Source organism: Bacillus cereus group sp. BfR-BA-01380, from assembly GCF_022663535.1.
GTDB classification, from domain to species: Bacteria; Bacillota; Bacilli; order Bacillales; family Bacillaceae_G; genus Bacillus_A; species Bacillus_A cereus_BB.
Window position 1 is genome coordinate 43,848 of sequence record NZ_JAKUFS010000003.1, and the last position, 23,273, is coordinate 67,120.

Sequence of the window (23,273 nt, forward strand, 5' to 3'; positions counted from 1 at the left end):
CTGCTTTATATAATTAGAAAAAGAGAGGCGCACCATTTACGCCCCTTTCGTTTTTATCTTCAATCTACCACCAAGTTTACGCTGAATCTTCTTTAAAAATTCACCGCCAAATACTCGCTCTATTACGCCGGTACGGAATGCTAAATATCCATACACAGCTGCTCCTCCCATTGCACAAATGAAAACTGCAACTAATGCTGCAAATCGACTTGTCTCATATGGAAGCATAAAGGAAAGAATCCATAACAATATTTTAACAACAATGACCATCGCTGCCGTTAATACTGCAATTTGAAACGTTCGTTTATACACAAGTGCAAATGAAAAGTTTGTATATTTTCGAATTTGTTTATTTGTATACCAAATGGATACAGCGAATCCTACACCTGTTGCTACGACTGCACCAATTGTTCCAAAATAACGAATGAACACCACGTTACATAAGAATTTTAAAATAACTCCCATGACAAGTGCAACGATTGCATGCTTTTGCTGGTTAATTCCTTGCAAAATAGCTGCTGTTACTGTGAATAATGCAAATAATAACGCGACTGGAGCATACCACATTAATACTTTTCCGCCAAGCGGATCAACTTCATAAAATGCTGTATAAATTGGATACGCTAAAGTGGAAATTCCAATGACAGCTGGTAATGTTAAAAACATATTCACTTGAAACGTTTGTGTAATTTGCTGTTTCAAATAACAGGACTGTCCCTCTGTAAACGATTTTGTAATCGCTGGTACGAGCGTTAAACTGTACGCTGTTGCAAGCGATACTGGGATCATAATTAGCTTATGTGTCCACACTGTAAAAATACCGAGGGCACGTTCTGCAATATCTCCTTGTCCAATTGCTTGCATAATTGCATTAAACGTTAACATGTCAATTTGCTGATAAAGCGGAATCGTTAACCCAATCACAACATAAGGAATCGCATAAGCAAACAGTTCTTTATATAGGTCAAATGTTCGAACTGTTGATTCGGGTACGGTTTGGTTGATTATGTATTGATTTAAATAATGCTTTCGTTTCATCCAATACCAAATGAGTACAGCCAATGCTCCAACAGCGGAAACAAACGCTGCAAATGTCGCCACGCCAACTGCTGTTGCGACCGAACCTTTTATTACTTTTATAACGATAAAACTACCTACAAGTAAAAATACAATACGAATAATTTGTTCAATAATTTGTGAAACGGTCGTTGGCCCCATTGATTGGAACCCTTGAAAATAACCACGAATTAAACTCGCCGCTGGTACAACAAGAAGCGCAAAACTAACGAGACGAATAATCATTGTTACATCTTCTAAGCTGTCATATAAATTCTTCTTCCCTAGCATTGCCTCAGCAAATAACGGCGCTGTCATATACAAAACTAAAAAGGAAAGTATTCCGCTTATGATCATCATAACCATACCGGAGCGAAACATTCTTCGGCTCGTCTTATAATCTCCAAGCGCATTATATTTCGAAACAAACTTCGCAACTGCAAGCGGTACCCCTGCCGTTGCAATACTTAAAAAGATTGTATATGGATTATATCCATAGTTATATAACGTCCCGCCTTCTGTGCCAACTAACGCATGAAACGGAAAAACATAAATCATGCCGAGGAACTTTACTAGAAACGTCCCAAGCGTCACAATAAGCGTTCCGCGTAAAAATTTTGAATCGGACATAAAAAATCCTCCTCTACTATTCCAAACGCTGAACTTCAACCTTTGTATTGTACCATACTTTCTCTTCTTAACAGTATATCCCTTCATTTTTCTTTTCTATGAAAACGTGATATTCTTGAATGCAGCAAACTAAGAAAATGAGGTCGATTTATATGCATTATGATGTAATTGTCATCGGAGGAGGTCCTTCTGGATTAATGGCAGCGATCGGTGCTGCTGAAGAAGGTGCACGCGTCTTGCTTCTTGATAAAGGTGACAAACTAGGAAGAAAGCTTGCTATTTCTGGCGGCGGACGCTGCAACGTAACAAACCGTCTTCCGCTCGATGAAATTGTGAAACATATTCCTGGAAATGGTCGTTTCTTATATAGCGCCTTTTCTATTTTTAATAATGAAGATATTATTCAGTTCTTCGAAAAGCTTGGCGTAAAATTAAAAGAAGAAGACCATGGCCGCATGTTTCCTGTATCAAACAAATCGCAGTCCGTTGTAGACGCACTGCTAACACGTTTAAAAGAACTGCGCGTTACGATTCGTACAAATCTTCCTGTTAAAACTGTAGAGTATGAAAATGGACAAACGAAAGCGGTTGTCCTGCAAAATGGTGAAGTATTTGAAACGAACCATGTTGTGATTGCGGTTGGCGGGAAATCAGTGCCGCATACAGGCTCTACTGGGGATGGCTATGCTTGGGCCGAAAAAGCAGGGCATACGATTACAGAACTATTCCCAACGGAAGTACCACTCCTTTCTAATGAACCATTTATTCGTGATCGTACATTACAAGGCATAGCACTTCGTGATGTAGAACTAAGCGTATTAAATCCAAAAGGAAAAGCGGTTATCTCTCATAAAATGGATATGCTCTTTACCCACTTCGGTGTGTCTGGACCAGCTGCTCTGCGCTGTAGTCAGTTCGCCCTGAAAACGATGAAAAAATTCAAAATAAACAAAGTAACAATGAGCATTGATGCATTGCCAGAGGAACATAGCGAACAACTCTTCCAGCGCATGATGAAGCAAATAAAAGAAGAGCCGAAAAAAGCAATCAAAAATGTACTAAAGGGCTATGTACCTGAGCGTTATTTCTTATTCCTATTAGAGAAAAATGAAATTGACGGCAGCCAGCAATGCGGACAAATTTCTCACGAAAAAATTCGCGCTCTTGCTGCAGACTTCAAAGGATTTACCTTTACCGTAAATGGAACGCAGCCTCTTGAAAAGGCATTCGTAACAGGCGGCGGTGTGTCGGTGAAAGAAATTAATCCGAAAGAAATGTCATCAAAGCTCATGAACGGCTTATATTTCTGCGGAGAGATTCTTGATATTCATGGCTATACAGGCGGGTATAATATTACATCAGCACTCGTTACAGGCCGAATTGCTGGAATGACTGCCGGTCAAAATGCTACCATATAGTAGTAAAAAAAGGAGCCTACTTACTAGTCTCCTTTTCATTTGTAAGTGTAAAAAAGCAAAAGGGGAAAACAGATGAGAAAAAAAGTAATGATATCTTTAATGTTAATGACGTTTCTCTCCGCTGTTGAAGGAACGATTGTTAGCACAGCAGTGCCTCGTATTACAAGCGAGCTCTCAGGGGTAGGACTTGTAAGCTGGGTGTATGCAATTTATATGTTAGCAACCGCAGTAACAACACCGATTTACGGGAAGCTAGCAGACTTATTTGGACGAAAAAAAGTACTATTAATTGGAGCTATTATCTTTTTAATCGGCTCTACATTATGCGGAATTGCAACATCAATGGAGCAATTAATTCTGTTCCGCGCCCTACAAGGAGTAGGAGCTGGTGCTGTTATGCCAATTACAATGACAATTATCGGCGATTTATATAGCGAAGCAAAAGATAGAGCAAAAGCGCAAGGTTGGCTGAGCGCTGTTTGGGGTGTATCTGGTGTTGTTGGGCCGTTGGTTGGCGGGTTTTTAGTCGATTCACTCTCTTGGCGTTATATCTTTTTCTTAAACATTCCATTTGGAATCTTTGCTTGTGTGATGATTGCGATTTCCTATAAAGAATCCATCAAACCAGCAAAACATCATATCGATTATCCAGGTGCTGTTATCTTCTCACTTAGTACGATTGCCTTACTTTATGCGCTACTAACAGGAAGTCAGCATCAAAACTGGGGCGATATCACAATTATCGGCCTACTGGTATTTGCCGTTTTCGCATTTATTCTTTTCTTACTTGTAGAAAAAAAATCACCAGAACCATTAATTCCGTTAGATCTGTTCTCTAACCGAACTGTATCTATTGTGAACGTATTAACGTTAATTGCTGGTGCGGCGATTATTAGTATTACAATGTACCTTCCGATTTGGACCCAGGGGGTATTAGGAAAAAATGCAACGGAAGCTGGTATGATTCTGATGCCAATTCCTGTATTTTGGACAGTTGGTGCGATGCTGTCTGGTAACTTAGTTGGCCGTTTACAAACAAAACAAATTATTTTACTTGGCGGCAGCATTTTATCCGCTTCATCGTTCTTATTATTTATGCTATCTACTCATTCGCACCCATCTCTTATTTACATTGCAATGGGGATGTTCGGCATGGGAATGGGACTGATGACACCAATCTTTATGGTCACAATTCAAGCTTCTGTCCCTGCAAATAAACGAGGAACAGCAGTCGGGTTAAATACATTTATTAATACATTTAGTCAAACGCTAGGAGCAGCAGTATTTGGAACGATTTTCAATACAGTAATCCACAGCGCAGGAGACGGAAATGTAAACTTAGTAACTTCAGAACATGGAAGTACTGCAGCGCGTTCGCAAGAAGTACTTGCCTCTAGTGTTCATATTATCTTTAGCGGCACATTTATATTAGCTGTTATCAGTTTAGTTATTTCATGGGTATTCTTACAAGCCAAACAACAGGAAACAGTTACATCGCAGCAAAAACGTACCTCACTATAGAAAAAGTGTTGAGAAATTCTCAACACTTTTTTCATGTGACAAGCACTTCTCTCAACATTTCATCATACACTGCTCACATAAGAAACTTAATTCAAACTTACAAAAAATAAAGGAGATGGGTGAAATGTACTACTGCATCAGTTGTTCTGAAATTCATTATGAAAGAAGTGTAACAGACAAAGTTTTCGAAAATGGCTTTTATATCGATCCATTTGGGGGCAGACACCTTCATTTAGGAATGTGCCACTCAGCTACAAAAAATGAAGTGCCAATTCCTCATGAACTTGAAACTGTAACACCGTTATAAATGTACCTTTTGTCCATCGTATCGAGTTTCGTCGAAGAATCTTTATATCATGTCGAGGAATCTTTATATCGCCTAAAATGGTCGATATATTTGAAAAAGCGCCGATATATGAGGGATTTCCGCCGATAAAGTGAAACTTCCACGTGTTTCCCCACCCGTTAATGCGGGAAAAATACAAAAAAGACGACTTCGCGTCGTCTTTTTTGTATTTAAGACCGATATATAATCATCGCAGAAAAACAATAAATCTGACTCTCTTCATCATTGTTCGAAACCGATACTTGGTACTTAATATCTACAATTTGTTCTTCATCCATTTTCTTCAAAAAGACATTGATAGCCTCTTCTAAGTCCTTTTCATGACTTTCATCAAATATCTTCACGCGAATCACATTAACACCATCCTAAGTCACAACCTTCTACTGCTGGACTGTTATCTCGGCGCGTATCAATGATGCGATAAAACTTACCATCTTCATATAAATAGCCATCTTCTAATACATACTGCTTCTCTTCAGTATAGACATAAAATTTACCAATCATAAATTTATTAGAGTATAATTCCAAATAATCTGTCTTAAACTTCGCCACTACCTTGTCTGTAATATCAATTTTAATTGTACGGCTCATCTTCCACCCCTCCTTTCGAAAAAGAACGGATTGGTTTATTGTATTAAGGATTTTTTATTTTATGAATGAAAATTAAGGGGATATGCTGTAAAAAAAGAGAGACGTGCCGCGGAACATTGGACTTACTTGAAGTTTAACAATGCCCCAGACCGCGGTATTCTTTCAAACAGCCGCATTACAGATGAAATATTTGAAACGCTTGTTTGTTTTGGGAGAAAATAATATCACCGCTATGAATAACTACTTCAAATGATGATTAGAAAAAGCAATGTGGAATACACTCACATTGCTTTTTCTAATCTATAAGTACCCTGTCTTTTCAAAGTGATATCCACACTTAGTAATATACATCTAAAACTAGGAACCACAATTAGGGTTGGTATAGAGTAAAATTTCGCTACATATACAGAAAAATCTACAAAAAATTTAAATATATTGATTATTTTTGTAATTTTTGGTATAAATTTCTTATGGCGTTTTTAAAAAATTCAAAATTTAGAGGTGGTTTCTAGTGAAGAAAAAATACGCTTTACCAGCAGTCGCAGCTACAACCTTATTACTGCAACCTATGAGTACGTTTGCTCAAACGAACGAAACGAAGACTGTCACTTCAGAAGAAAAAAAGAAAATGTAAATCAGAAGGAACTTGAATCAAAACAAACGAATGCTTCTGAAACTGCGCAAAAGCAAGAATCCAAGTCCGAACAACCAAAACCTGTACAGGAACAAAAGCCAACCGAACAAACGAAACCTGTACAAGAACAAAGCAAAACAGCCGCTCCACCTTCTCAAGAGAATAAACCAACACCTCAGCAAACGGCACCTACAAAAGAAGAAAAATTAAAAGAGGACGCAAACCAACAAGCACCAGTAAAACAAACAATTTCAGAAATATTCCCTGACGCAACAATTGCCAGTGCAATTGCTAGTGAGCTTGGAAAAAAACCTGATGATAAAGTAACAGAAGAAGAATTACAGCAAGTAACAGAGCTTTCCATTGCGAATGAGGGGACATTCACTTCCTTACAAGGATTTCACTTATTACCAAATTTAGAAGATCTCAATTTGTATGCAAATAATAAAGTAAACACGGCATTACCTAAATCGTCTCTTTCTATTGATCTATCAAACAATAAGAAACTGAAGCACTTAGCTATAGGCAACTTAGGAATCAATGCCCTTTCATTACCTGAAAATAAAGATTTACAATCATTGGGTTTAGAAAACAATCAAATTGCTGTATTAGATGTATCTAACCAAACGAAACTAATTGCTTTGTCAGCTGTACATAATGGTATAAAAGAATTACGTTTACCAAAAGAATCGAAACTAGAAACACTCGATGTATCTAACAACAACCTAACAAATTTGAACTTAGAAAATCAAGTTGCATTGCAAAATCTCCTTGCAGAACACAATGCACTTTCTTCTATACAGTTCAATCCAAACGTAATGCTTCACAATGTCCAATTAAATAACAATGCACTGACTGATTTACCTAACTTAAACACATCCAATCTTATTTATTTGAATATTGAAGAAAATAAATTCAATTTAAAAAATGGACCATTTGCGAAAAAGCATCTTGAATTGTTACAGCAAGATTTTAAGCCTAATAATGAGCAAAAGGCTTTTGGCTATCATTTTGATTATCAATTCTCAACTCACAGTGATCGTCCAGATGCACCAGTTGTCCTTGCTGATATGAAAAGCAAGAAGATTTTAGGTGTATCTCAACATATGGAATACTCTCTTGATGAAGGGAAAACATGGAATGACTTCGTGATTAATGGATACCTTTCAGCTGAAGAAGGCAAAAAGGCCCTCATTCGATACAAAAAGACTGATAAATGGTTAGAAAGTGAAGCAACAAAACTAGTATTCTCACAAACAGATAATACAAACAATGGAAATGGAAATAACAATAATAGCGGAAATTCCAACAGTGGCAATAACAATTCTAATAACAATAACAATGGAAATTCTAACAGTGGCAATAACAATTCTAATAACAGTAACACAAATGGAACAGGTCAAGTTAACAACTCAACGAAATCCCAATCACTTCCAGAAACAGGTTCTGCTGTTGAAACAACTGGAATCGCTGGAGCTCTTGCACTCCTTGGAGCTTGGTTCTTACGAAGAAAGGCACAGCGAGAAGAATAATAATAGAAATAAAAAAGAAATCAGATTAAATCCTTTTATAAGGATACATTTGATTTCTTTTTATCTTATAAAAACAAAGCGCCCCCAAGTTTATACTCGGCAGGCACTCTCCCTTGCATGTATCATTCCAAACTATCATGCGTCATACATTGTTATCTCTCTGCTTTTTATAGAAGCGATTTGACTCCTCAATCATAATGCCTCCAATAATTATCATGATTCCTGCTAATATTTTGATACACACTCTATATACATACTCTAAATCTTTAAAATAAAGTGTTGTGATCATGTAAATAACAGCACCAACTATCGCAAGAATTGAACCTTTATATTTCTGAAAGAACATGTAAATCCACCTTTACTATGTATATACAATTGACATAAAGTGAAACTTTAATTAGTGGGGGTTTTCTTCATCCCCCACTGATTATTAGTTAAACCAATCGGGCTTTTACGGGCAGTTTATCTCCCGCCTAACTTCTTTGTTTTCGCTGAATTTTGAGGCGGGAGTATTACTGCCCGTTAATGCGGGATAAAAGCCAGCGCAGATCATGCGATTGATATGTCAAAAAACAAAAAGACCTAAAATAATACATAACATCCAATATATTCATAATAAAGGTTTGTAGAGTATGATTCAATATCCATATTAAAACTAGAGATTCCAGCTATGTTGTTACTGTCTAGATTGTTCCATTTGTTTTTGTTTTAATCGCTGTTCTAAAACGTTAATCATAAAGAGGAACTGATTCGCTTTTCTTAAAACATGATCCGCTAGTAAAGGATTAATTACATTCTAGATTGTGATTTAGCGCTTGTAAGATGAGCATCAAACATATCAATTATTTCAAGGAATCTATCAGCTTCACGGAAAACATGGTCTGCTAATAGTGGGTGAATGATACTCTTTATTTTACATTGTTCAATTAAATCACGTGCCGTTTTCTTAAAGTCCCGAAGAGATGTGACTGACACACGATTTTGATCCAGAAATTGATCTAAAAGAGGAACTGTTTGAGATTGTGGTTTCATAGATTCTAAGTCAATTGCTTGATACATCAATTCATCAAAATCATTACTGAAATTCCGGGCCATATCTACAAGCTTTCTTTCTGATGGATCAAGAAGATGACCAATAAATTTAGCATGGTCTGCCATAATCCTTAAAAAGAAAACATTTTCTTTAATAATAGCATCAGGAAGAGCATTCAATTTACCTTCATTTAATTCAATTAAACGATTTCTAAAATAATTAGCTTCCCTACTTGTATGATCAACTAACAGTGGAAAATTATTTTGCCCTGGCAATTTACATGTGAGAATTAATCCTAGAATTTTTCGTTTAAATCCGAAAATATTAGTTGCAGCCTGTTGTACTTCTGAATTAAATCTTTTTATTTGCTCAGGATCTGCTTGATTTGTATAGGAATGTGCAATTTGTTCGATATGTTCAAACAATCGGTAAAATTGATTAGCCTCTTGGATTAGTTGAGTATCCTCACATCTAAACCCCAATCGAAGAAATAAAGAATGCTCTTTCATGATTCTAGACCAAAAACGAATTTCATTTAATGATCGTTCAACAAACACTCCAGATGTAACACCCGTATCAGGATGTAATGAGGCTTGATTCCTATCCATTTTCAATCCCTCCAGTAAATACTATGCTAGTTCTATTCTTACGAATAGATATATATAAAAGTACCAGCAATAAAAGTTCAGTCTGGCTATAAAAATATTCTTATTTTTTTCTATTCATCACAACATAAATAATAATTCTAATTTATTTACCAAACAGACGACTCCAAAGTGATTTCTTCTGTCCTGAAGCTGCTATTAGGCGCTTGCGTTTTAATTATTAAAAACAAAAACAAGATAAAAAAGCTACCATTTAACAGCAAGAGGGGTTTTCGTATTAACTTTATTTATCACCTGGGGCGGGCTGATCCACTCCCTTAACCTGGTGTTTATGCCCATTATTTTCCGTCGTATAAAAATCGTAATAATGAACATGCATCCCATTTCCAACTGGAATTGCTGGTCCTGAGTACGCCTTGTAATAGTGCGTATGTCCATCTTCGAACAAAACATATCCTTCTGTATAATGTATGTGCCCTCCTTCTTGTGTCTTAATTGGCGGGGATGTTACATCTAGACACTGATGGACATGACCTCCCACAACAGATGTATAATCCACTGACCCATGGTTATGATGTGGCACAAAACCAGAAACAAAGTCATTTTTTCCCACCCTGTTCATTCTATCCATTCTCTTCATTCCCCTTATGCATAAAGATAAACTCTATAAACTAGTATGCTTATACTATCGAGATAATTCCTCTCACATGTATCCTGCTGCTTTTTGGAAAGGAGAGCCCGATTGGTGAGAGCCTTCCATGAACAATCTCTCCTAAAAAATTAAAAAAGGCATCTCCAAAATCGTAACTTGGAGACACCCTCTTCTACTATCTACGCTGTAACATCGCAACTAACTTATCTTGACTATACATCCAAACAGTAATAACTAAACAAGCAAGTGCTACTTCTGATAACGCCATAAACCCAATTGCATAATGGCCTGTTAGTTGGAATAATAGTGTTAAGATTAATGGCGGGAAGAAACCGCCAAGTCCGCCAAGTGCTGATACAAGACCATTTACAATACCAGCTTGCTTGGAGAAATACATTGGTACAAGTTTAAAGATTGTTCCATTTCCAGTACCAGCGCAAAAAGCAACTAATAAACAACCGAATGTGTATACATTCATCTTTGGCATGAATGATAAAATAATTCCTGCTAATGTTAAACCGGTAAAGACAAAGATTAAAATTTTAAATGGATTAAATTTGTCGCCGAGCCAACCCCCAATTGGACGCATGATTGTTGCTAAAGCGATAAAACCAGCTGTACGTAATCCAGCATCTACTTTCGCTAAGCCAAAGTGAGATACAAGGAAGTTTGGTAAATAAACTGTAAATGCGACGAACGAACCAAACGTTAAGAAATAGAAAATACATAAGAACCAAAGTTTTTCATTTTTATATACACCTTTAATTTGTTCCGTTAATGATGTATTTACCTTTTTCTCGTTACGATCTCCTAACAGGAAGTTTGCTAAGGCAAATGCAGCGAGTAAGATTAAGTACATTTGTACCGTTGTTCTCCAGCCAAATGAAGTTGCAAGTACTGGTGCGAGAAAGGATGTTACCGCTGTTCCTATATTTCCTATTCCGTATATTCCGTTTACAAAGCCATGCTTTTCTTTCGGATAGTATTTCAGAAGAGATGTTACCCCTACAGAGAATACAGCTCCGCCAACCCCAGCAAATAAACCGCCAATAATTAAATCTAGCATCGATGTTGCCATACTAATATAAAAGACCGGGAATAATAGAATAATAAAACTAATAAAGAATAATTTTCTTGCTCCGTAACGATTGGTCCAGTAACCAATTGGAATGCGAAGAATAGAGCCTAAAATCACTGGTACTGCCGTGACAAGAGAAATCTGTCCTGCTGTTAACGCAATGTCTGCTTTAATAAATGGCATTAAAGAAGATAAAATTACCCATACCATAAAGCCAAGTATAAGATTTGAAGTTTGTAATCCTAACTGAAAATTCGGATTTTTCATCAGTCTCTCCCCCTATTTTGTTCAATATTTCACATTTTCTATTGCTTCCCTCCTGCCTAATCACGCTTTATCCCGCTATTCGCGGGCAATAATCCTCCACCTCAAGATTGAGAGAAGCGAAGAAGATAGGTGAAGGATAACTGCCCGTAAAAGCCCGATTGGTTCAACTAACCATCAGTGGGGGATAAAGCTCCCACTGATGGAAGTTTCACTTTATCGTGATTAGGCAGGAAAGAATCACCCGCCGCTTACTGGTGGAATCAATGCGACAACATCACCATCTTGGATGATATCATCTTCATTTGCATATTCTTCATTAATTGCTACCATTGTGTGCTGTGAAAGGGAAACATTGTAGTCTTTCGTTACAAGCTCCTTCAATTCTGCTACCGCAAGATTTTGTACATCAATTTGTAATTGGTGTGCCCCAGCTTCTTCTTGTAAATGGGCAAATAATAATACTGTAATCATTCCGCATTCCCCTTTCCTGGTTCTCCGTTTGGATACGACGTTTGCTCTAATTGATCGCCAATCCATTTCTCACCGTCTTCCCAAAATTCTTTCTTCCAAATGGGAACAATTTGTTTAATGCGTTCCATAATGTACTCATTTGCCTCGTATGCAGCTTTTCGGTGCGGCGTTGATACAGCAACAACTACCGCAATATCAGAAATTTGCAATGTACCGATGCGATGCGAAATTGCTACATATGTTCCTGGCCACTTTTCTTTCGTTTCTTCACCAATTTTAGCAAGCATCTTTTCAGCCATCGAACGATACGCAGCATATTCTAAGTAAAGCGTACGGCGTCCTTTCGTAAACTCGCGCACTGTACCAATGAATGTCGTCACAGCGCCGCATTCACGGCGAATGACTTTCTGTGCTACTTCTTCAATGGAAATTGGTGTATCCACTACTTCAAAATACGTCTTTGTCATTTTGCATCCCTCATTCTTTGTACGAACCAATTTATATACGTTTCCTCTTCCGTTATATGAAAAACTTGATAGTTCTCTTGCCCTGTTTTTAGAGCCTCATTCCATGTAATAACGGCAATCACATTTTCTACACTCTCTAATAAAGAAGCATCTTCCTCTGACCGAAGTAAAACGACTTTCGGGTATCGTTCTTTTTTATATCCTTCAACGATTATGACTTCCGCTTCAAAGCATGTATACAAACGAATGATTTCTTCTAAAGACCAGTGGCGCATAGCAGATAAAGACAATACCCCGTCTCCTTCTACTGCACTGACGATCGCTCCAGCTTGGCGATGACGTTCGCTATCTTTTTGCAGCGGCAGCTCTGGATATCCTCCATGTCCATGATGCTTAATCGTTCCTACTCGCACACCTTCATTCGTCAAAGCTCCAATCAGTTTCTCTGCCAATGTCGTCTTCCCGCTATTTTGATATCCTACAATTTGTAAGACTGGAACGGCTCTTGCCATGGCCACTCACTTCCTTGCTCTGCTTCTAATAAAAGGACCGTAACAGTCATCCCTTCTTCAAAACCGCGCGTACCACCTGGCAGGACGATAAACGCATTCGCATCAGCGAGTGAAGAAATAGCACTTGATTTATCAAGTCCGACTGGCACTGCTTGCAGCCTTCCGTTTGTAATTTCTACTTTCCCTCTAACAAAGCGTGTAAATGGATTGGCTTTCGAGAACCCCTTCATTAAAATGGCATCGCCGCGGTACATATGCGGCTCTTTCATATGTAGAAATGTTCGAACAACCGGACGTACAAACAATTCAAAGCCAACATAGCAAGCAGATGGATTCCCTGATAATCCAAACAATAATTTTCCATTTACTTCCGCTACTGTCGTTACACTTCCCGGGCGCATCGCTACTTTATTGAACAGTACGTTCGCTCCAAGTTTTTCATAAATAGCTGGCAAGTAGTCATAATCACCAACTGACACACCGCCTGTCGTAATGAGAAGATCAACTTCTTCCATCGTCTTCTTTACCATCTCATAACAAGTATCAAAGTCATCTGCGAATTGTCCATAATACCGAACCGTTCCGCCTGCTCGCATAATTTGCGCAGCGATCATATATGAGTTACTGTTGCGAATTTTTCCTGGTTCAAGCGGCTCATGAACTTCTAACAATTCACTTCCTGTCGTCACAATTCCAACAACCGGACGCTTTATGACAGCTACTTCACTATAGCCAAACGTTGCAAGAAGCGCTGCCACTCCCGGATTAATCATCGTTCCTTTTTCAACAAGCACATGATGCTTCCTTACATCTTCACCCTTACGTGAAATATTATCGCCTGACTGAAACGGACGCTTCAATTTCATATATGTCTTTTCGTCTTTTTGAAATCCTTCTGTCAGCTCAAGCATGACAACCGCATCACAACCAGATGGAATCGCTGCACCGGTCATAATCCGCACCGCTTGAAATGCCTTCACTTCCTCCGTAAAAACAGAACCGGCACCAATTTCTCCAACAACTTCAAATTGGGCTGGATATTCATGACTTGCTTTCTTCGTATCTTCTGCCCGAATCGCAAAACCATCGTATGGAGATCGGTCGAAATGAGGCACATCATGATCTGCAACTACATCTTCACCAAGAATTCGTCCATAACTTTCTGTAAGCGGTACTCGCTCAATTTCTCCATGTTTTATATACTTCATCACGCGTCCGACTGCATCGCTAACTGCAATTGGTATTCGTTTTTCTAGCATCATTTTCACCCCACATTTGCAAAATATCACATCTTCATTACAATTTTTATTGTACAATGCTAATCATAATAGCAATTACTTCAAGGAGGAATTTCATGTCTTCATTTACTCATTTTAACGAACAAGGTCGCGCCAAAATGGTCGATATTAGCGATAAGAAAATTACTGTGCGAACAGCTATTGCTCGTTCAAGCATCACCTTGACGAAAGAAATTTATGATAAAATCACTCATAACGAAATCGGAAAAGGCGATGTTTTAGCCGTTGCACAAATCGCTGGTATTATGGCAGCAAAACGTACTTCTGATATTATTCCGATGTGCCATCCGCTGCTTCTAAAAGGTGTCGATATTTCCTTTGACTGGCATATTACAGATGAACAATATCGCTTACTTATTGAAGTAAAAGTCAAAACAGAGGGCAGCACCGGCGTTGAAATGGAAGCCTTAACTGCCGCTTCCGCTACCGCTCTTACCGTATATGACATGTGTAAAGCTGTCGATAAAGGCATGATCATCGGTGAAACATACCTGTTTGAAAAAACAGGCGGCAAAAGCGGTGATTATATAAGAAATCAGTCTTAATCCAAGGGGGACATCCCCTTTGGATTCACCCTATATAACGAGCGTATAATCGCTTTGCCACTTGTATATCATTTGTACCATGAACAAACGCCCGCCCATCTTGGAATAAAACAAAGCGATATTCATCAACATGAAATGATAATAAGTACGGCGTCCTCTGTACCGTCACGCTTCTTTGTAAGCGCTTTTCAAGTTCTTCTAAGTTAAGAGGCTGATTTATGCCTGGACGAATCTGAACCGTATTACGGCCGCATAATACTTCTGTTTTCGTTTGCGCTTCAAATGTTAAGCTTGGATATGTTCGCAGCTTGCCGCATGATAGACAGTTTTCTTTTTTCTGCCTATTTACTTTAAATGCCATATACTGGTTGTTCCAAAGATCAAATGATACCATCGTTTCTCTTAATGCTGCAAAGTCTCCAACTAATATTTTTAAAGCTTCAGCAACTTGATAAGCAACAACCATTTGCACTGCCGGTTGAATAATTCCCGCTGTATCACACGTTGCTCCGCTCGTTGGATGCTCCATTAAACAGCGAAAGCACGGTGTTTTTCCTGGAATAATCGTATACGTTACACCGTAACTCCCAACGCAACCACCGTATATCCACGGAACGTTATACTTTTGTGAAATATCATTAATAAGGAGACGCGTATCGAAATTATCCGTCGCATCGATTATGATATCCACATTTTGAACAAGCCGCTCTATTTCTTGCACCGTTACATCCGTTACAACTGACTTAATAGTTACGTCAGAATTAATTCGCCTTAAATGCTGCGTAGCTGCAACTGCTTTCGGCACATAGCGCTTCGCATCTTCTTCTGTATATAATTGCTGCCTTTGCAAATTGCTCCATTCGACATAATCACGATCTGCAATCGTCAACTTGCCAATTCCTGCTCGAACAAGCGCCTCAGCATTTGCTGCACCAAGCGCTCCAGCGCCGATGATTAATACGTGTTTTTCACTTAAATTTCGCTGACCAGCTTCCCCAATCTCAGAAAATAGTATTTGTCGTGAGTACCGCTCTTGCATCTTAATCCCTTCTCTCTATCCGCCAATATATGACATTTCAATTTTCGGGCGATTATTTGCACTTTCTTCCGTTCGTTCATCTGAATAACGATCATCCCGCTTATTCCACACATCTTGCACGATTTGAAACAATTCCTCATCATCTATTCCACCCCGGATCAGCGTTCGTAAATCTGTTCCTGTCGTTGCAAATAAGCATGTATACAACTGACCTTCTGCTGAAATGCGCGCTCTCGTACAAGAAGAACAAAACGATTCAGAAACAGAAGTAATAAAGCCAACTTCGGTCTCAGTTCCAACATATCGATATCGCTTGGCTACTTCACCGAAATAATGTGGATCTACTGGCTCAATTGGATACATATGTCCAATCATATCAATTAACTCTTTCTTTGTAATAACTTGTTCAAAGTTCCAACCGTTCGTACTTCCAACATCCATAAATTCGATAAAGCGAAGAGGGATGCACTGCTCTTTACAATAAGCGGCCATCTTCAAAATTTGGTTATCGTTCATTCCTTTTCTCACGACCATATTGATTTTTACGTCTAAGCCGGCGAATCTTGCTTCTTCAATTCCTCGTAATACAGGTTTTGTACTTACATTGCGGCCATTAATACTTCGAAATACATCATCATCTAACGCATCTAAGCTGACATTTACTCGCTGTAAACCTGCTTCCTTTAATGCCTTTGCCTGCTTCGTTAAATGAATGCCGTTTGTCGTTAGTCCAATATCTGTTAAACCTTCTAATTTCACAAGACGTTCAATGAGCTGCGGTAAATTTTTACGAAGTAATGGTTCGCCGCCAGTTAAGCGAATTTTCTTGACGCCCATGCGAACAAAAAGTTTAGCCAATCGCTCAATCTCATCAAAGGTAAGTAGAAACTCTTCCTTTAAAAATGCATAATCTGGCCCAAACACTTCAGCCGGCATACAATACGTACACCGAAAATTACAACGATCAATGACAGAAATGCGTAAATCTTGAAGTGGACGCTGCCATACATCTACAATCTTCTCAGTCATCTTCACCCCTCCTTCTTGCTGCATATATATATCTGCTTTTTATTATAATATATTTTTAAACTAGGGTGTTTTTGCTCTTGCACTTTATCTATTTTTGGCTGTCTTTCATTTGTCTTCATCATAAAAAAAGAACCACACTCTATGTTGTGATATTTCTCACATCAATTTCCTCATTCAAAAATTCTTCACAAATCTGTTCAAAAACTGTTCACAATTATTCAAGGGAAAAAATCTCTTGCATTTTCACTATATTTATATTCAAAATAAGAAATAGGCTATTCTGGGAAAAGAGGTGATTGCTGTGGCAAACAGTACTGCATTATCAAATGATTTAAAAGAATTACTCGCATCTGTCGAATATAAAATGCAAGTGAACAAATCTAATTATATTTTCCAAGAAGGTATGGAGGCAAAAGAACTATATATTATTCACTCTGGAAAAGTGCAAATTAGTAAAATTAGCGCCGACGGTCAAGAATTGACACTGCGCATTTGTTCGGAGAATGATATTATTGGGGAACTTACATTATTTACAGAAAACGCCAAATATCTATTAAATGCAAAAGTGCTTGAACATGCAGAAATCGGCGTCATTAAGCGGGATGCATTAGAAAAAGCATTGCTGGAAAAACCAGCTCTTGCCTTCGAATTTATGAAATGGGTCAGTGAACATTTACGAAGAATGCAAACGAAGTTTCGTGATTTAGTATTGCACGGCAAAAAGGGAGCACTCTACTCGACTCTTATTCGCATGACGAATAGTTATGGCATTTTAAAAGAAGATGGTATTCTTATCGATCTTCCATTAACGAATCAAGAGCTTGCAAACTTCTGTGCAACCTCCCGTGAAAGTGTCAATCGTATGTTGAATGATTTAAAAAAACAAGACATTATTTCTATCCATAAAGGCAAAATCACCATTCATAATTTACACTTTTTAAAATGTGCAATCTCTTGTGAAGATTGCCCTACTTCTATTTGTAGTATTGAGTAGCATCCTATATATACAAGTTAAAAAACCGACATAAAAAACCTTTTCTTTTAGGGAGGGACAAGATCATCTGGCCGTGCATAGAAGCGGTCAGGGCCTTCTCCTGCCACATGCGAGGTTTCAAACAAAGGGAGCTGTTTTATTCTGCATAGCAGCTTATGTGTCGGAAAATTAAAATGTATATATTATTGAGGATGCTGCTCTTTTTTCTTTCTCCCCCTACTTTACATACAAAACATATTTTGCAATGTGCAAAATGTCACACCTTCTCGATTTTCTCCTTACACACTCATGATTTTTTGACAATCTGTTGAACTGTGATAGATATCACATCCCTATTTTGCATGCCCTCTTATAGTGAAATTAAGCAAGAGAGATGCAATAAAGGAGTGAACAATATGAAAAAGAAATTATCACCATTTATGCAACGTTTAAAATATTTTTCGCCAATAGATCGTTATAACGATAATCATACGCAAGAAACATATGAAGACCGAGAATGGGAAAATGCCTATCGAAAGCGATGGCAACATGATAAAGTAATCCGCTCCACACACGGCGTAAACTGCACCGGTTCTTGCAGTTGGAACATTTACGTAAAAGATGGAATTGTCACTTGGGAAGGCCAAGAGCTAAATTATCCGTCTACTGGTCCTGATATGCCAGACTTTGAGCCACGCGGATGTCCACGCGGAGCAAGCTTTTCCTGGTACATCTACAGCCCGCTTCGTGTGAAATACCCATATGTACGCGGCGTTCTTTGGAATATGTGGCAAGAAGAATTGCAAAAACATGAATCACCGTTAGATGCTTGGAAAAGCATTGTTGAAAATCCAGAAAAAGCACGCACATATAAAAGTGCCCGCGGAAAAGGCGGCTTCATTCGTGCAAGTTGGGATGAAGTATTACAACTCGTTGCTGCTTCCTTACTATATACAGTAATCAAGTATGGCCCTGATCGAAATGTTGGCTTCTCACCAATTCCTGCGATGTCAATGTTAAGTCACGCAGCTGGCAGCCGCTTTATGCAGCTTATGGGCGGACCGATGCTGAGCTTCTACGATTGGTATGCTGACTTACCGCCAGCTTCACCGCAAATTTGGGGTGATCAAACCGATGTGCCAGAAAGTAGTGATTGGTACAACGCTGGCTACATTATGACATGGGGATCCAACGTACCACTAACCCGGACGCCAGATGCCCACTTCTTAGCGGAAGTGCGCTATAAAGGAACGAAAGTTGTTTCTGTTAGCCCTGATTTTGCCGAATCAACAAAATTCGCTGATGACTGGATCAGTGTAAAACAAGGAACAGACGGTGCCCTTGCAATGGCAATGGGGCACGTTATTTTACAAGAATTCTACGTGGACAAACAAGTAGACTACTTCATAAATTATGCAAAACAATACACAGATTTCCCATTCCTTGTCACGTTAAAACAGCAAGAAGGTCAATTTGTTGCAGATCGTTTCTTAAATGCCGCTGATATCGGCCGGGAAACAAAGCTTGGCGAATGGAAACCTGTTCTTTGGAACGATAACAGTCATGATTTCGCTACGCCGCACGGCACAATGGGATCACGCTGGGATAACGAGAAAAAATGGAACTTACGTTTAGAAGATGAGCAAACAGGCGAAAAAATTGATCCGCGTCTTTCTTTACTTGGTATGGAAGATACAATTGGAACCGTACAAATTCCATACTTTTCTGATGACGGAAATGAAGTATTAGAACGTACCATTCCAGTGAAAAAGATTACAACGCCAAACGGAGATCTTTTCGTAACAACTGTCTATGATTTAACATTAGCGAACTACGGCGTAGACCGCGGTCTTGGGGGACAAGAACCGAAGAGCTTTGATGAAGATGCTCCATTTACACCAGCATGGCAAGAAAAAATGACAGGTGTAAAACGAGAACTTATTATTCAAATCGCTCGTGAATTTGCGCAAAATGCCGTTGATACAAATGGACGCTCGATGATTATTGTCGGCGCTGGTATTAACCATTGGTTTAACTCAGATACGATTTACCGCGCTGTTTTAAATCTTGTTCTGCTTGTTGGAGCACAAGGGGTTAACGGCGGCGGCTGGGCTCACTATGTCGGCCAAGAAAAATTACGCCCAGCAGAAGGTTGGCAAACCATCGCAACCGCAAAGGATTGGCAAGGTCCGCCGAAACTGCAAAACGGTACATCCTTCTTCTATTTCGTTACAGATCAGTGGCGCTATGAAGATACACCAGTTGGACATTTAGCATCACCAGTTGTCGGCAATTCACGCTATCAGCATCACGGTGATTACAATGTGTTGGCCGCTCGTCTAGGCTGGTTACCATCGTATCCAACGTTCGAAAAGAATGGCATTGAATTATATAAAGAAGCAGTGGCTGCTGGAGCAACATCGCAAGAAGAAATCGGGGAATATGTTGCAGAGAAGCTAAAAGAAAAAGAGCTCAAATTTGCGATTGAAGACCCTGATAACAAAAATAACTTCCCGCGCAATTTATTCGTCTGGCGCGCGAATTTAATCTCAAGTTCTGGTAAAGGACACGAGTATTTCTTAAAACATTTATTAGGTACAACAAATGGATTAATGAATGATGATAGTGATTCATTACGACCAGAGGAAATCAAGTGGCATGAAGAGGCACCGGAAGGAAAACTTGATCTACTAATCAACTTAGATTTCCGTATGGCTGGAACAGCACTATACTCTGACATCGTTCTTCCTGCTTCAACGTGGTATGAAAAGCATGATTTAAGCAGTACAGATATGCATCCGTTCGTGCACCCATTTAATCCGGCAATCGGTTCACCATGGGAAGCGCGTTCTGACTGGGATATTTTCTGCTCCCTTTCAAAAGCAGTCTCTGATTTAGCACAAAAATTAGACCTTGAGCCAATGAAAGAAGTTGTTGCAACGCCGCTTCTTCACGATACACCGCAAGAATTAGCACAGCCGCTTGGCCAAATTAAAGATTGGAGCAAAGGGGAATGTGAGCCAATCCCAGGCAAAACAATGCCGCAAATTCACGTTGTAGAACGCGACTATAAAACGATTTACGACAAAATGACTGCACTTGGACCAAACGTTGGAAAACAACCAATTGGCACGAAAGGTATCTCTTGGTCTGCCGAAAAAGAATACGAACAACTAAAGAGTAAATTAGGTGTAATTCGCACTGATTCTATCGCGAAAGGGTGCCCTGACATAACAGAGGCAATCAATGCTGCTGAAGCAGTCTTAACTCTTTCTTCAACAACAAATGGTCATATGGCAGTAAAAGCATGGGAAGCGCTTGAAAAACAAACAGATTTACAACTGCGCGATTTAGCAGAAGAGCGTGAAGAAGAATGCTTCACATTTGAACAAATTACAGCGCAGCCAAAAACTGTTATTACCTCCCCTGCTTTTAGTGGTTCAGAAAAAGGAGGACGCCGTTACTCACCGTTTACAACAAACGTAGAACGTCTTATTCCTTGGCGAACAATAACAGGACGTCAATCTTTCTACTTAGATCACGACATGATGAAAGAATTTGGCGAAACAATGGCAACGTTCAAACCAATTTTACAGCATAAACCGTTCCGAAAATCTCGCCCTGAAGTAGAAGGAAAAGAAATTACGCTAAACTATTTAACACCGCATAATAAGTGGTCCATTCATAGTATGTACTTTGATTCACTGCCGATGTTAACACTGTTCCGCGGCGGACCAACCGTTTGGATGAATAAAGATGATGCCGCTGAAGCTGGTGTTGCTGATAATGACTGGATTGAATGCTTTAACCGAAACGGTGTCGTTGTTGCACGCGCTGTCGTCACACACCGCATGCCTCGTGGAATGGCGTTTATGCATCATGCACAAGATCGCCACATTAACGTGCCTGGTACGAATTTAACAAGCAACCGCGGAGGAACACATAATAGCCCGACGCGTATTCACGTAAAACCAACTCATATGATTGGTGGATACGGTCAATTAAGTTACGGCTTTAACTACTATGGCCCAACTGGAAACCAACGCGACCTAAACGTTGTCATCCGCAAACTGAAGGAGGTAGATTGGCTTGAAGATTAAAGCACAAGTCGGAATGGTAATGAATCTTGATAAATGCATCGGCTGCCACACTTGTAGCGTAACATGCAAAAACACCTGGACGAATCGTCCAGGTGCTGAATACATGTACTTTAACAATGTGGAAACAAAACCGGGCATCGGCTATCCAAAACAATGGGAAGATCAAGAAAAATATAAAGGCGGCTGGGAGCTGAAAAACGGAGACCTTCAGTTGAAATCCGGTTCAAAAATGAAACGTCTCATGAACATTTTCCATAACCCAGATCAACCAACAATTGATGATTACTTTGAGCCTTGGAACTACGATTATGAAACATTAACAAACAGTCCGCAGCGAAAGCACCAACCAGTTGCTCGCCCAAAGTCAGCTATTACAGGTGAATTTATCGATAAAATTGAATGGGGACCAAACTGGGAAGATGATTTAGCTGGCGGGCATATAACAGGCTTACAAGATCCAAACGTCAAAAAAATGGAAGAAGAAATTAAAACGGATTTTGAAAATGTGTTCATGATGTACTTACCTCGTATTTGCGAACATTGCATCAATCCGTCATGCGTATCTTCTTGCCCATCTGGTGCTATGTATAAGCGTGATGAAGACGGCATTGTCCTTGTTGACCAAAATGCATGCCGTGCTTGGAGATTCTGTGTATCTTCTTGTCCGTATAAGAAAGTATATTTCAACTGGCAAACGAATAAAGCTGAAAAATGTACGATGTGCTTCCCGCGCATTGAGGCTGGTCTGCCAACAATTTGTTCGGAAACATGCGTTGGACGAATCCGTTATATCGGCGTTATGTTATATGACGCTGACAAAGTAAAAGAAGCTGCATCTGTACCCGATGAAAAAGACTTATACCATTCGCAGCTTAACGTATTCCTAGACCCAAATGATCCAGAAGTAGCTGCTGAAGCAAAGAAACAAGGTATTCCAGAAGAATGGATCAAAGCTGCTCAGCAATCACCAATTTATAAAATGATTATCGATTGGAAAATTGCTCTTCCTCTTCATCCAGAGTATCGTACATTGCCAATGGTTTGGTACATTCCACCATTAAGTCCAATTATGAACATGGTCGAAGGAAAAGGAAGCAACTGGCAAGCAGAAGAAATTTTCCCTGCTATTGATAATATGCGTATTCCAATTCAATATTTAGCAAATTTATTAACTGCAGGCGATGAATCTCATATTCGTCTTACATTGAAAAAAATGGCTGTCATGCGTACTCATATGAGAGCATTGCAAATAAATAAAGAACCAAATGAAGCTGTATTAAAAGAACTGAACTTAACAAAAGAAGACATTGAAGATATGTATCGTCTTCTTGCGATTGCGAAATATAAAGATCGTTTTGTTATTCCAACTTCTCACCGCGAGCAAGTCGCAGACCTTTATAACGAGCAAGGAAGCTGCGGTCTTTCCTTTGCCGGTGGTCCTGGCTCTTGTATGACAATCTCTTAAAATAAAGGAGG

General features: G+C 39.1%; 21 protein-coding genes and 1 pseudogene. 8 read left to right on the plus strand and 14 right to left on the minus strand.

What is annotated here, in order from left to right:
* Positions 1–36 precede the first annotated feature (36 nt).
* Complete coding sequence (locus tag MR076_RS03560) at positions 37–1,686, minus strand: putative polysaccharide biosynthesis protein (RefSeq protein ID WP_242217676.1); 1,650 nt, start codon at positions 1,684–1,686, stop codon at positions 37–39.
* A gap of 152 nt (positions 1,687–1,838) precedes the next feature.
* Between MR076_RS03560 and MR076_RS03565 the strand changes: the two genes are divergently transcribed.
* From MR076_RS03565 to MR076_RS03575, 3 genes are all read left to right on the plus strand, one after another.
* Complete coding sequence (locus MR076_RS03565; protein WP_242217677.1) at positions 1,839–3,104, plus strand: BaiN/RdsA family NAD(P)/FAD-dependent oxidoreductase; 1,266 nt, start codon at positions 1,839–1,841, stop codon at positions 3,102–3,104.
* A 72-nt stretch (positions 3,105–3,176) separates the two neighbouring features.
* Positions 3,177–4,625 carry an MDR family MFS transporter gene (locus tag MR076_RS03570; RefSeq protein WP_242217683.1) on the plus strand — a complete coding sequence of 483 codons (1,449 nt, stop codon included), beginning with the start codon at positions 3,177–3,179 and terminating at the stop codon, positions 4,623–4,625.
* A gap of 124 nt (positions 4,626–4,749) precedes the next feature.
* Positions 4,750–4,932 carry a DUF3973 domain-containing protein gene (locus MR076_RS03575; protein ID WP_396021645.1) on the plus strand — a complete coding sequence of 61 codons (183 nt, stop codon included), beginning with the start codon at positions 4,750–4,752 and terminating at the stop codon, positions 4,930–4,932.
* Between the two features lie 209 nt (positions 4,933–5,141).
* Here the strand turns inward: MR076_RS03575 and MR076_RS03580 are convergent, their stop codons facing one another.
* Both MR076_RS03580 and MR076_RS03585 read right to left on the minus strand, forming a co-directional pair.
* Positions 5,142–5,324: a sporulation protein Cse60 gene (locus MR076_RS03580; RefSeq protein WP_242217690.1), complete on the minus strand. Its 183-nt coding sequence runs from the start codon at positions 5,322–5,324 to the stop codon at positions 5,142–5,144.
* A gap of 1 nt (position 5,325) precedes the next feature.
* On the minus strand, positions 5,326–5,562 hold the full coding sequence (locus MR076_RS03585; RefSeq protein ID WP_090918724.1) for a DUF2553 family protein: 237 nt from the start codon (positions 5,560–5,562) through the stop codon (positions 5,326–5,328).
* Between the two features lie 501 nt (positions 5,563–6,063).
* Here MR076_RS03585 and MR076_RS03590 point away from each other — a divergent pair.
* Positions 6,064–7,728, plus strand: a complete 1,665-nt coding sequence (locus MR076_RS03590) for an LPXTG cell wall anchor domain-containing protein (RefSeq protein ID WP_242217691.1) — start codon at positions 6,064–6,066, stop codon at positions 7,726–7,728.
* 142 nt (positions 7,729–7,870) lie between these two features.
* Here the strand turns inward: MR076_RS03590 and MR076_RS03595 are convergent, their stop codons facing one another.
* The 9 genes and pseudogenes from MR076_RS03595 to MR076_RS03630 form a co-directional block, all read right to left on the minus strand.
* On the minus strand, positions 7,871–8,074 hold the full coding sequence (locus MR076_RS03595) for a hypothetical protein (RefSeq protein ID WP_242217693.1): 204 nt from the start codon (positions 8,072–8,074) through the stop codon (positions 7,871–7,873).
* Between the two features lie 330 nt (positions 8,075–8,404).
* Positions 8,405–8,524: pseudogene (locus tag MR076_RS26965) on the minus strand (DUF2935 domain-containing protein); the annotation flags it as partial.
* A complete protein-coding gene (locus MR076_RS03600) occupies positions 8,518–9,369 on the minus strand; it encodes a DUF2935 domain-containing protein (protein WP_242217696.1) in 852 nt (283 codons plus the stop codon). The gene MR076_RS03600 and the pseudogene MR076_RS26965, both read right to left, overlap by 7 nt.
* A 280-nt stretch (positions 9,370–9,649) precedes the next feature.
* Positions 9,650–9,988 (minus strand): YmaF family protein, encoded by a 339-nt coding sequence (locus MR076_RS03605; RefSeq protein WP_242218118.1) that lies wholly within the window; start codon positions 9,986–9,988, stop codon positions 9,650–9,652.
* Positions 9,989–10,193: 205 nt separating this feature from the next.
* On the minus strand, positions 10,194–11,363 hold the full coding sequence (locus tag MR076_RS03610) for a nitrate/nitrite transporter (RefSeq protein ID WP_242217698.1): 1,170 nt from the start codon (positions 11,361–11,363) through the stop codon (positions 10,194–10,196).
* Positions 11,364–11,600: 237 nt separating this feature from the next.
* Entirely contained in the window at positions 11,601–11,834 is a 234-nt protein-coding gene (gene moaD, locus MR076_RS03615) for a molybdopterin converting factor subunit 1 (RefSeq protein ID WP_230573612.1), read from the minus strand.
* Positions 11,831–12,301: a molybdenum cofactor biosynthesis protein MoaE gene (locus MR076_RS03620; protein WP_242217700.1), complete on the minus strand. Its 471-nt coding sequence runs from the start codon at positions 12,299–12,301 to the stop codon at positions 11,831–11,833. Before MR076_RS03620 ends, moaD begins: the two co-directional genes overlap by 4 nt.
* Positions 12,298–12,813, minus strand: coding sequence for a molybdopterin-guanine dinucleotide biosynthesis protein B (gene mobB / locus MR076_RS03625; protein ID WP_242217703.1), 516 nt, complete (start codon positions 12,811–12,813; stop codon positions 12,298–12,300). The genes MR076_RS03620 and mobB overlap by 4 nt, the downstream gene beginning before the upstream one ends.
* Positions 12,780–14,072 carry a molybdopterin molybdotransferase MoeA gene (locus tag MR076_RS03630; RefSeq protein WP_242217710.1) on the minus strand — a complete coding sequence of 431 codons (1,293 nt, stop codon included), beginning with the start codon at positions 14,070–14,072 and terminating at the stop codon, positions 12,780–12,782. The genes mobB and MR076_RS03630 overlap by 34 nt, the downstream gene beginning before the upstream one ends.
* 95 nt (positions 14,073–14,167) lie before the next feature.
* On the opposite strand from MR076_RS03630, the gene moaC reads away from it, so the two are divergent.
* Entirely contained in the window at positions 14,168–14,656 is a 489-nt protein-coding gene (gene moaC / locus MR076_RS03635) for a cyclic pyranopterin monophosphate synthase MoaC (RefSeq protein ID WP_242217712.1), read from the plus strand.
* A 25-nt stretch (positions 14,657–14,681) separates the two neighbouring features.
* Here the strand turns inward: moaC and MR076_RS03640 are convergent, their stop codons facing one another.
* Both MR076_RS03640 and moaA read right to left on the minus strand, forming a co-directional pair.
* Entirely contained in the window at positions 14,682–15,695 is a 1,014-nt protein-coding gene (locus tag MR076_RS03640; protein WP_242217714.1) for a molybdopterin-synthase adenylyltransferase MoeB, read from the minus strand.
* A 15-nt stretch (positions 15,696–15,710) separates the two neighbouring features.
* Positions 15,711–16,724 (minus strand): GTP 3',8-cyclase MoaA, encoded by a 1,014-nt coding sequence (moaA, locus tag MR076_RS03645; protein WP_242217717.1) that lies wholly within the window; start codon positions 16,722–16,724, stop codon positions 15,711–15,713.
* A 301-nt stretch (positions 16,725–17,025) separates the two neighbouring features.
* Between moaA and MR076_RS03650 the strand changes: the two genes are divergently transcribed.
* The 3 genes from MR076_RS03650 to narH all read left to right on the plus strand — a co-directional run bounded on the left by MR076_RS03650 (position 17,026) and on the right by narH (position 23,262).
* Entirely contained in the window at positions 17,026–17,718 is a 693-nt protein-coding gene (locus MR076_RS03650) for a Crp/Fnr family transcriptional regulator (protein ID WP_242217719.1), read from the plus strand.
* A gap of 395 nt (positions 17,719–18,113) precedes the next feature.
* Positions 18,114–21,797 carry a nitrate reductase subunit alpha gene (locus tag MR076_RS03655; RefSeq protein ID WP_242217721.1) on the plus strand — a complete coding sequence of 1,228 codons (3,684 nt, stop codon included), beginning with the start codon at positions 18,114–18,116 and terminating at the stop codon, positions 21,795–21,797.
* Positions 21,787–23,262 (plus strand): nitrate reductase subunit beta, encoded by a 1,476-nt coding sequence (narH, locus tag MR076_RS03660; RefSeq protein ID WP_242217723.1) that lies wholly within the window; start codon positions 21,787–21,789, stop codon positions 23,260–23,262. The genes MR076_RS03655 and narH overlap by 11 nt, the downstream gene beginning before the upstream one ends.
* Positions 23,263–23,273: the final 11 nt, after the last annotated feature.

What these genes read in the sequence shown, in the direction of transcription:
- MR076_RS03640 (WP_242217714.1), bottom strand. Translation starts at nt 15,695, where the DNA reads ATGCAAGAGCGGTACTCACGACAAATACTATTTTCTGAGATTGGGGAA.
- MR076_RS03585 (WP_090918724.1), bottom strand. Translation starts at nt 5,562, where the DNA reads ATGAGCCGTACAATTAAAATTGATATTACAGACAAGGTAGTGGCGAAG.
- MR076_RS03610 (WP_242217698.1), bottom strand. Translation starts at nt 11,363, where the DNA reads ATGAAAAATCCGAATTTTCAGTTAGGATTACAAACTTCAAATCTTATA.
- mobB (WP_242217703.1), bottom strand. Translation starts at nt 12,813, where the DNA reads ATGGCAAGAGCCGTTCCAGTCTTACAAATTGTAGGATATCAAAATAGC.
- MR076_RS03605 (WP_242218118.1), bottom strand. Translation starts at nt 9,988, where the DNA reads ATGAACAGGGTGGGAAAAAATGACTTTGTTTCTGGTTTTGTGCCACAT.
- moaC (WP_242217712.1), top strand. Translation starts at nt 14,168, where the DNA reads ATGTCTTCATTTACTCATTTTAACGAACAAGGTCGCGCCAAAATGGTC.
- MR076_RS03600 (WP_242217696.1), bottom strand. Translation starts at nt 9,369, where the DNA reads ATGGATAGGAATCAAGCCTCATTACATCCTGATACGGGTGTTACATCT.
- MR076_RS03620 (WP_242217700.1), bottom strand. Translation starts at nt 12,301, where the DNA reads ATGACAAAGACGTATTTTGAAGTAGTGGATACACCAATTTCCATTGAA.
- MR076_RS03565 (WP_242217677.1), top strand. Translation starts at nt 1,839, where the DNA reads ATGCATTATGATGTAATTGTCATCGGAGGAGGTCCTTCTGGATTAATG.
- moaA (WP_242217717.1), bottom strand. Translation starts at nt 16,724, where the DNA reads ATGACTGAGAAGATTGTAGATGTATGGCAGCGTCCACTTCAAGATTTA.
- MR076_RS03560 (WP_242217676.1), bottom strand. Translation starts at nt 1,686, where the DNA reads ATGTCCGATTCAAAATTTTTACGCGGAACGCTTATTGTGACGCTTGGG.
- MR076_RS03655 (WP_242217721.1), top strand. Translation starts at nt 18,114, where the DNA reads ATGAAAAAGAAATTATCACCATTTATGCAACGTTTAAAATATTTTTCG.
- moaD (WP_230573612.1), bottom strand. Translation starts at nt 11,834, where the DNA reads ATGATTACAGTATTATTATTTGCCCATTTACAAGAAGAAGCTGGGGCA.
- MR076_RS03570 (WP_242217683.1), top strand. Translation starts at nt 3,177, where the DNA reads ATGAGAAAAAAAGTAATGATATCTTTAATGTTAATGACGTTTCTCTCC.
- MR076_RS03595 (WP_242217693.1), bottom strand. Translation starts at nt 8,074, where the DNA reads ATGTTCTTTCAGAAATATAAAGGTTCAATTCTTGCGATAGTTGGTGCT.
- MR076_RS03575 (WP_396021645.1), top strand. Translation starts at nt 4,750, where the DNA reads ATGTACTACTGCATCAGTTGTTCTGAAATTCATTATGAAAGAAGTGTA.
- MR076_RS03630 (WP_242217710.1), bottom strand. Translation starts at nt 14,072, where the DNA reads ATGCTAGAAAAACGAATACCAATTGCAGTTAGCGATGCAGTCGGACGC.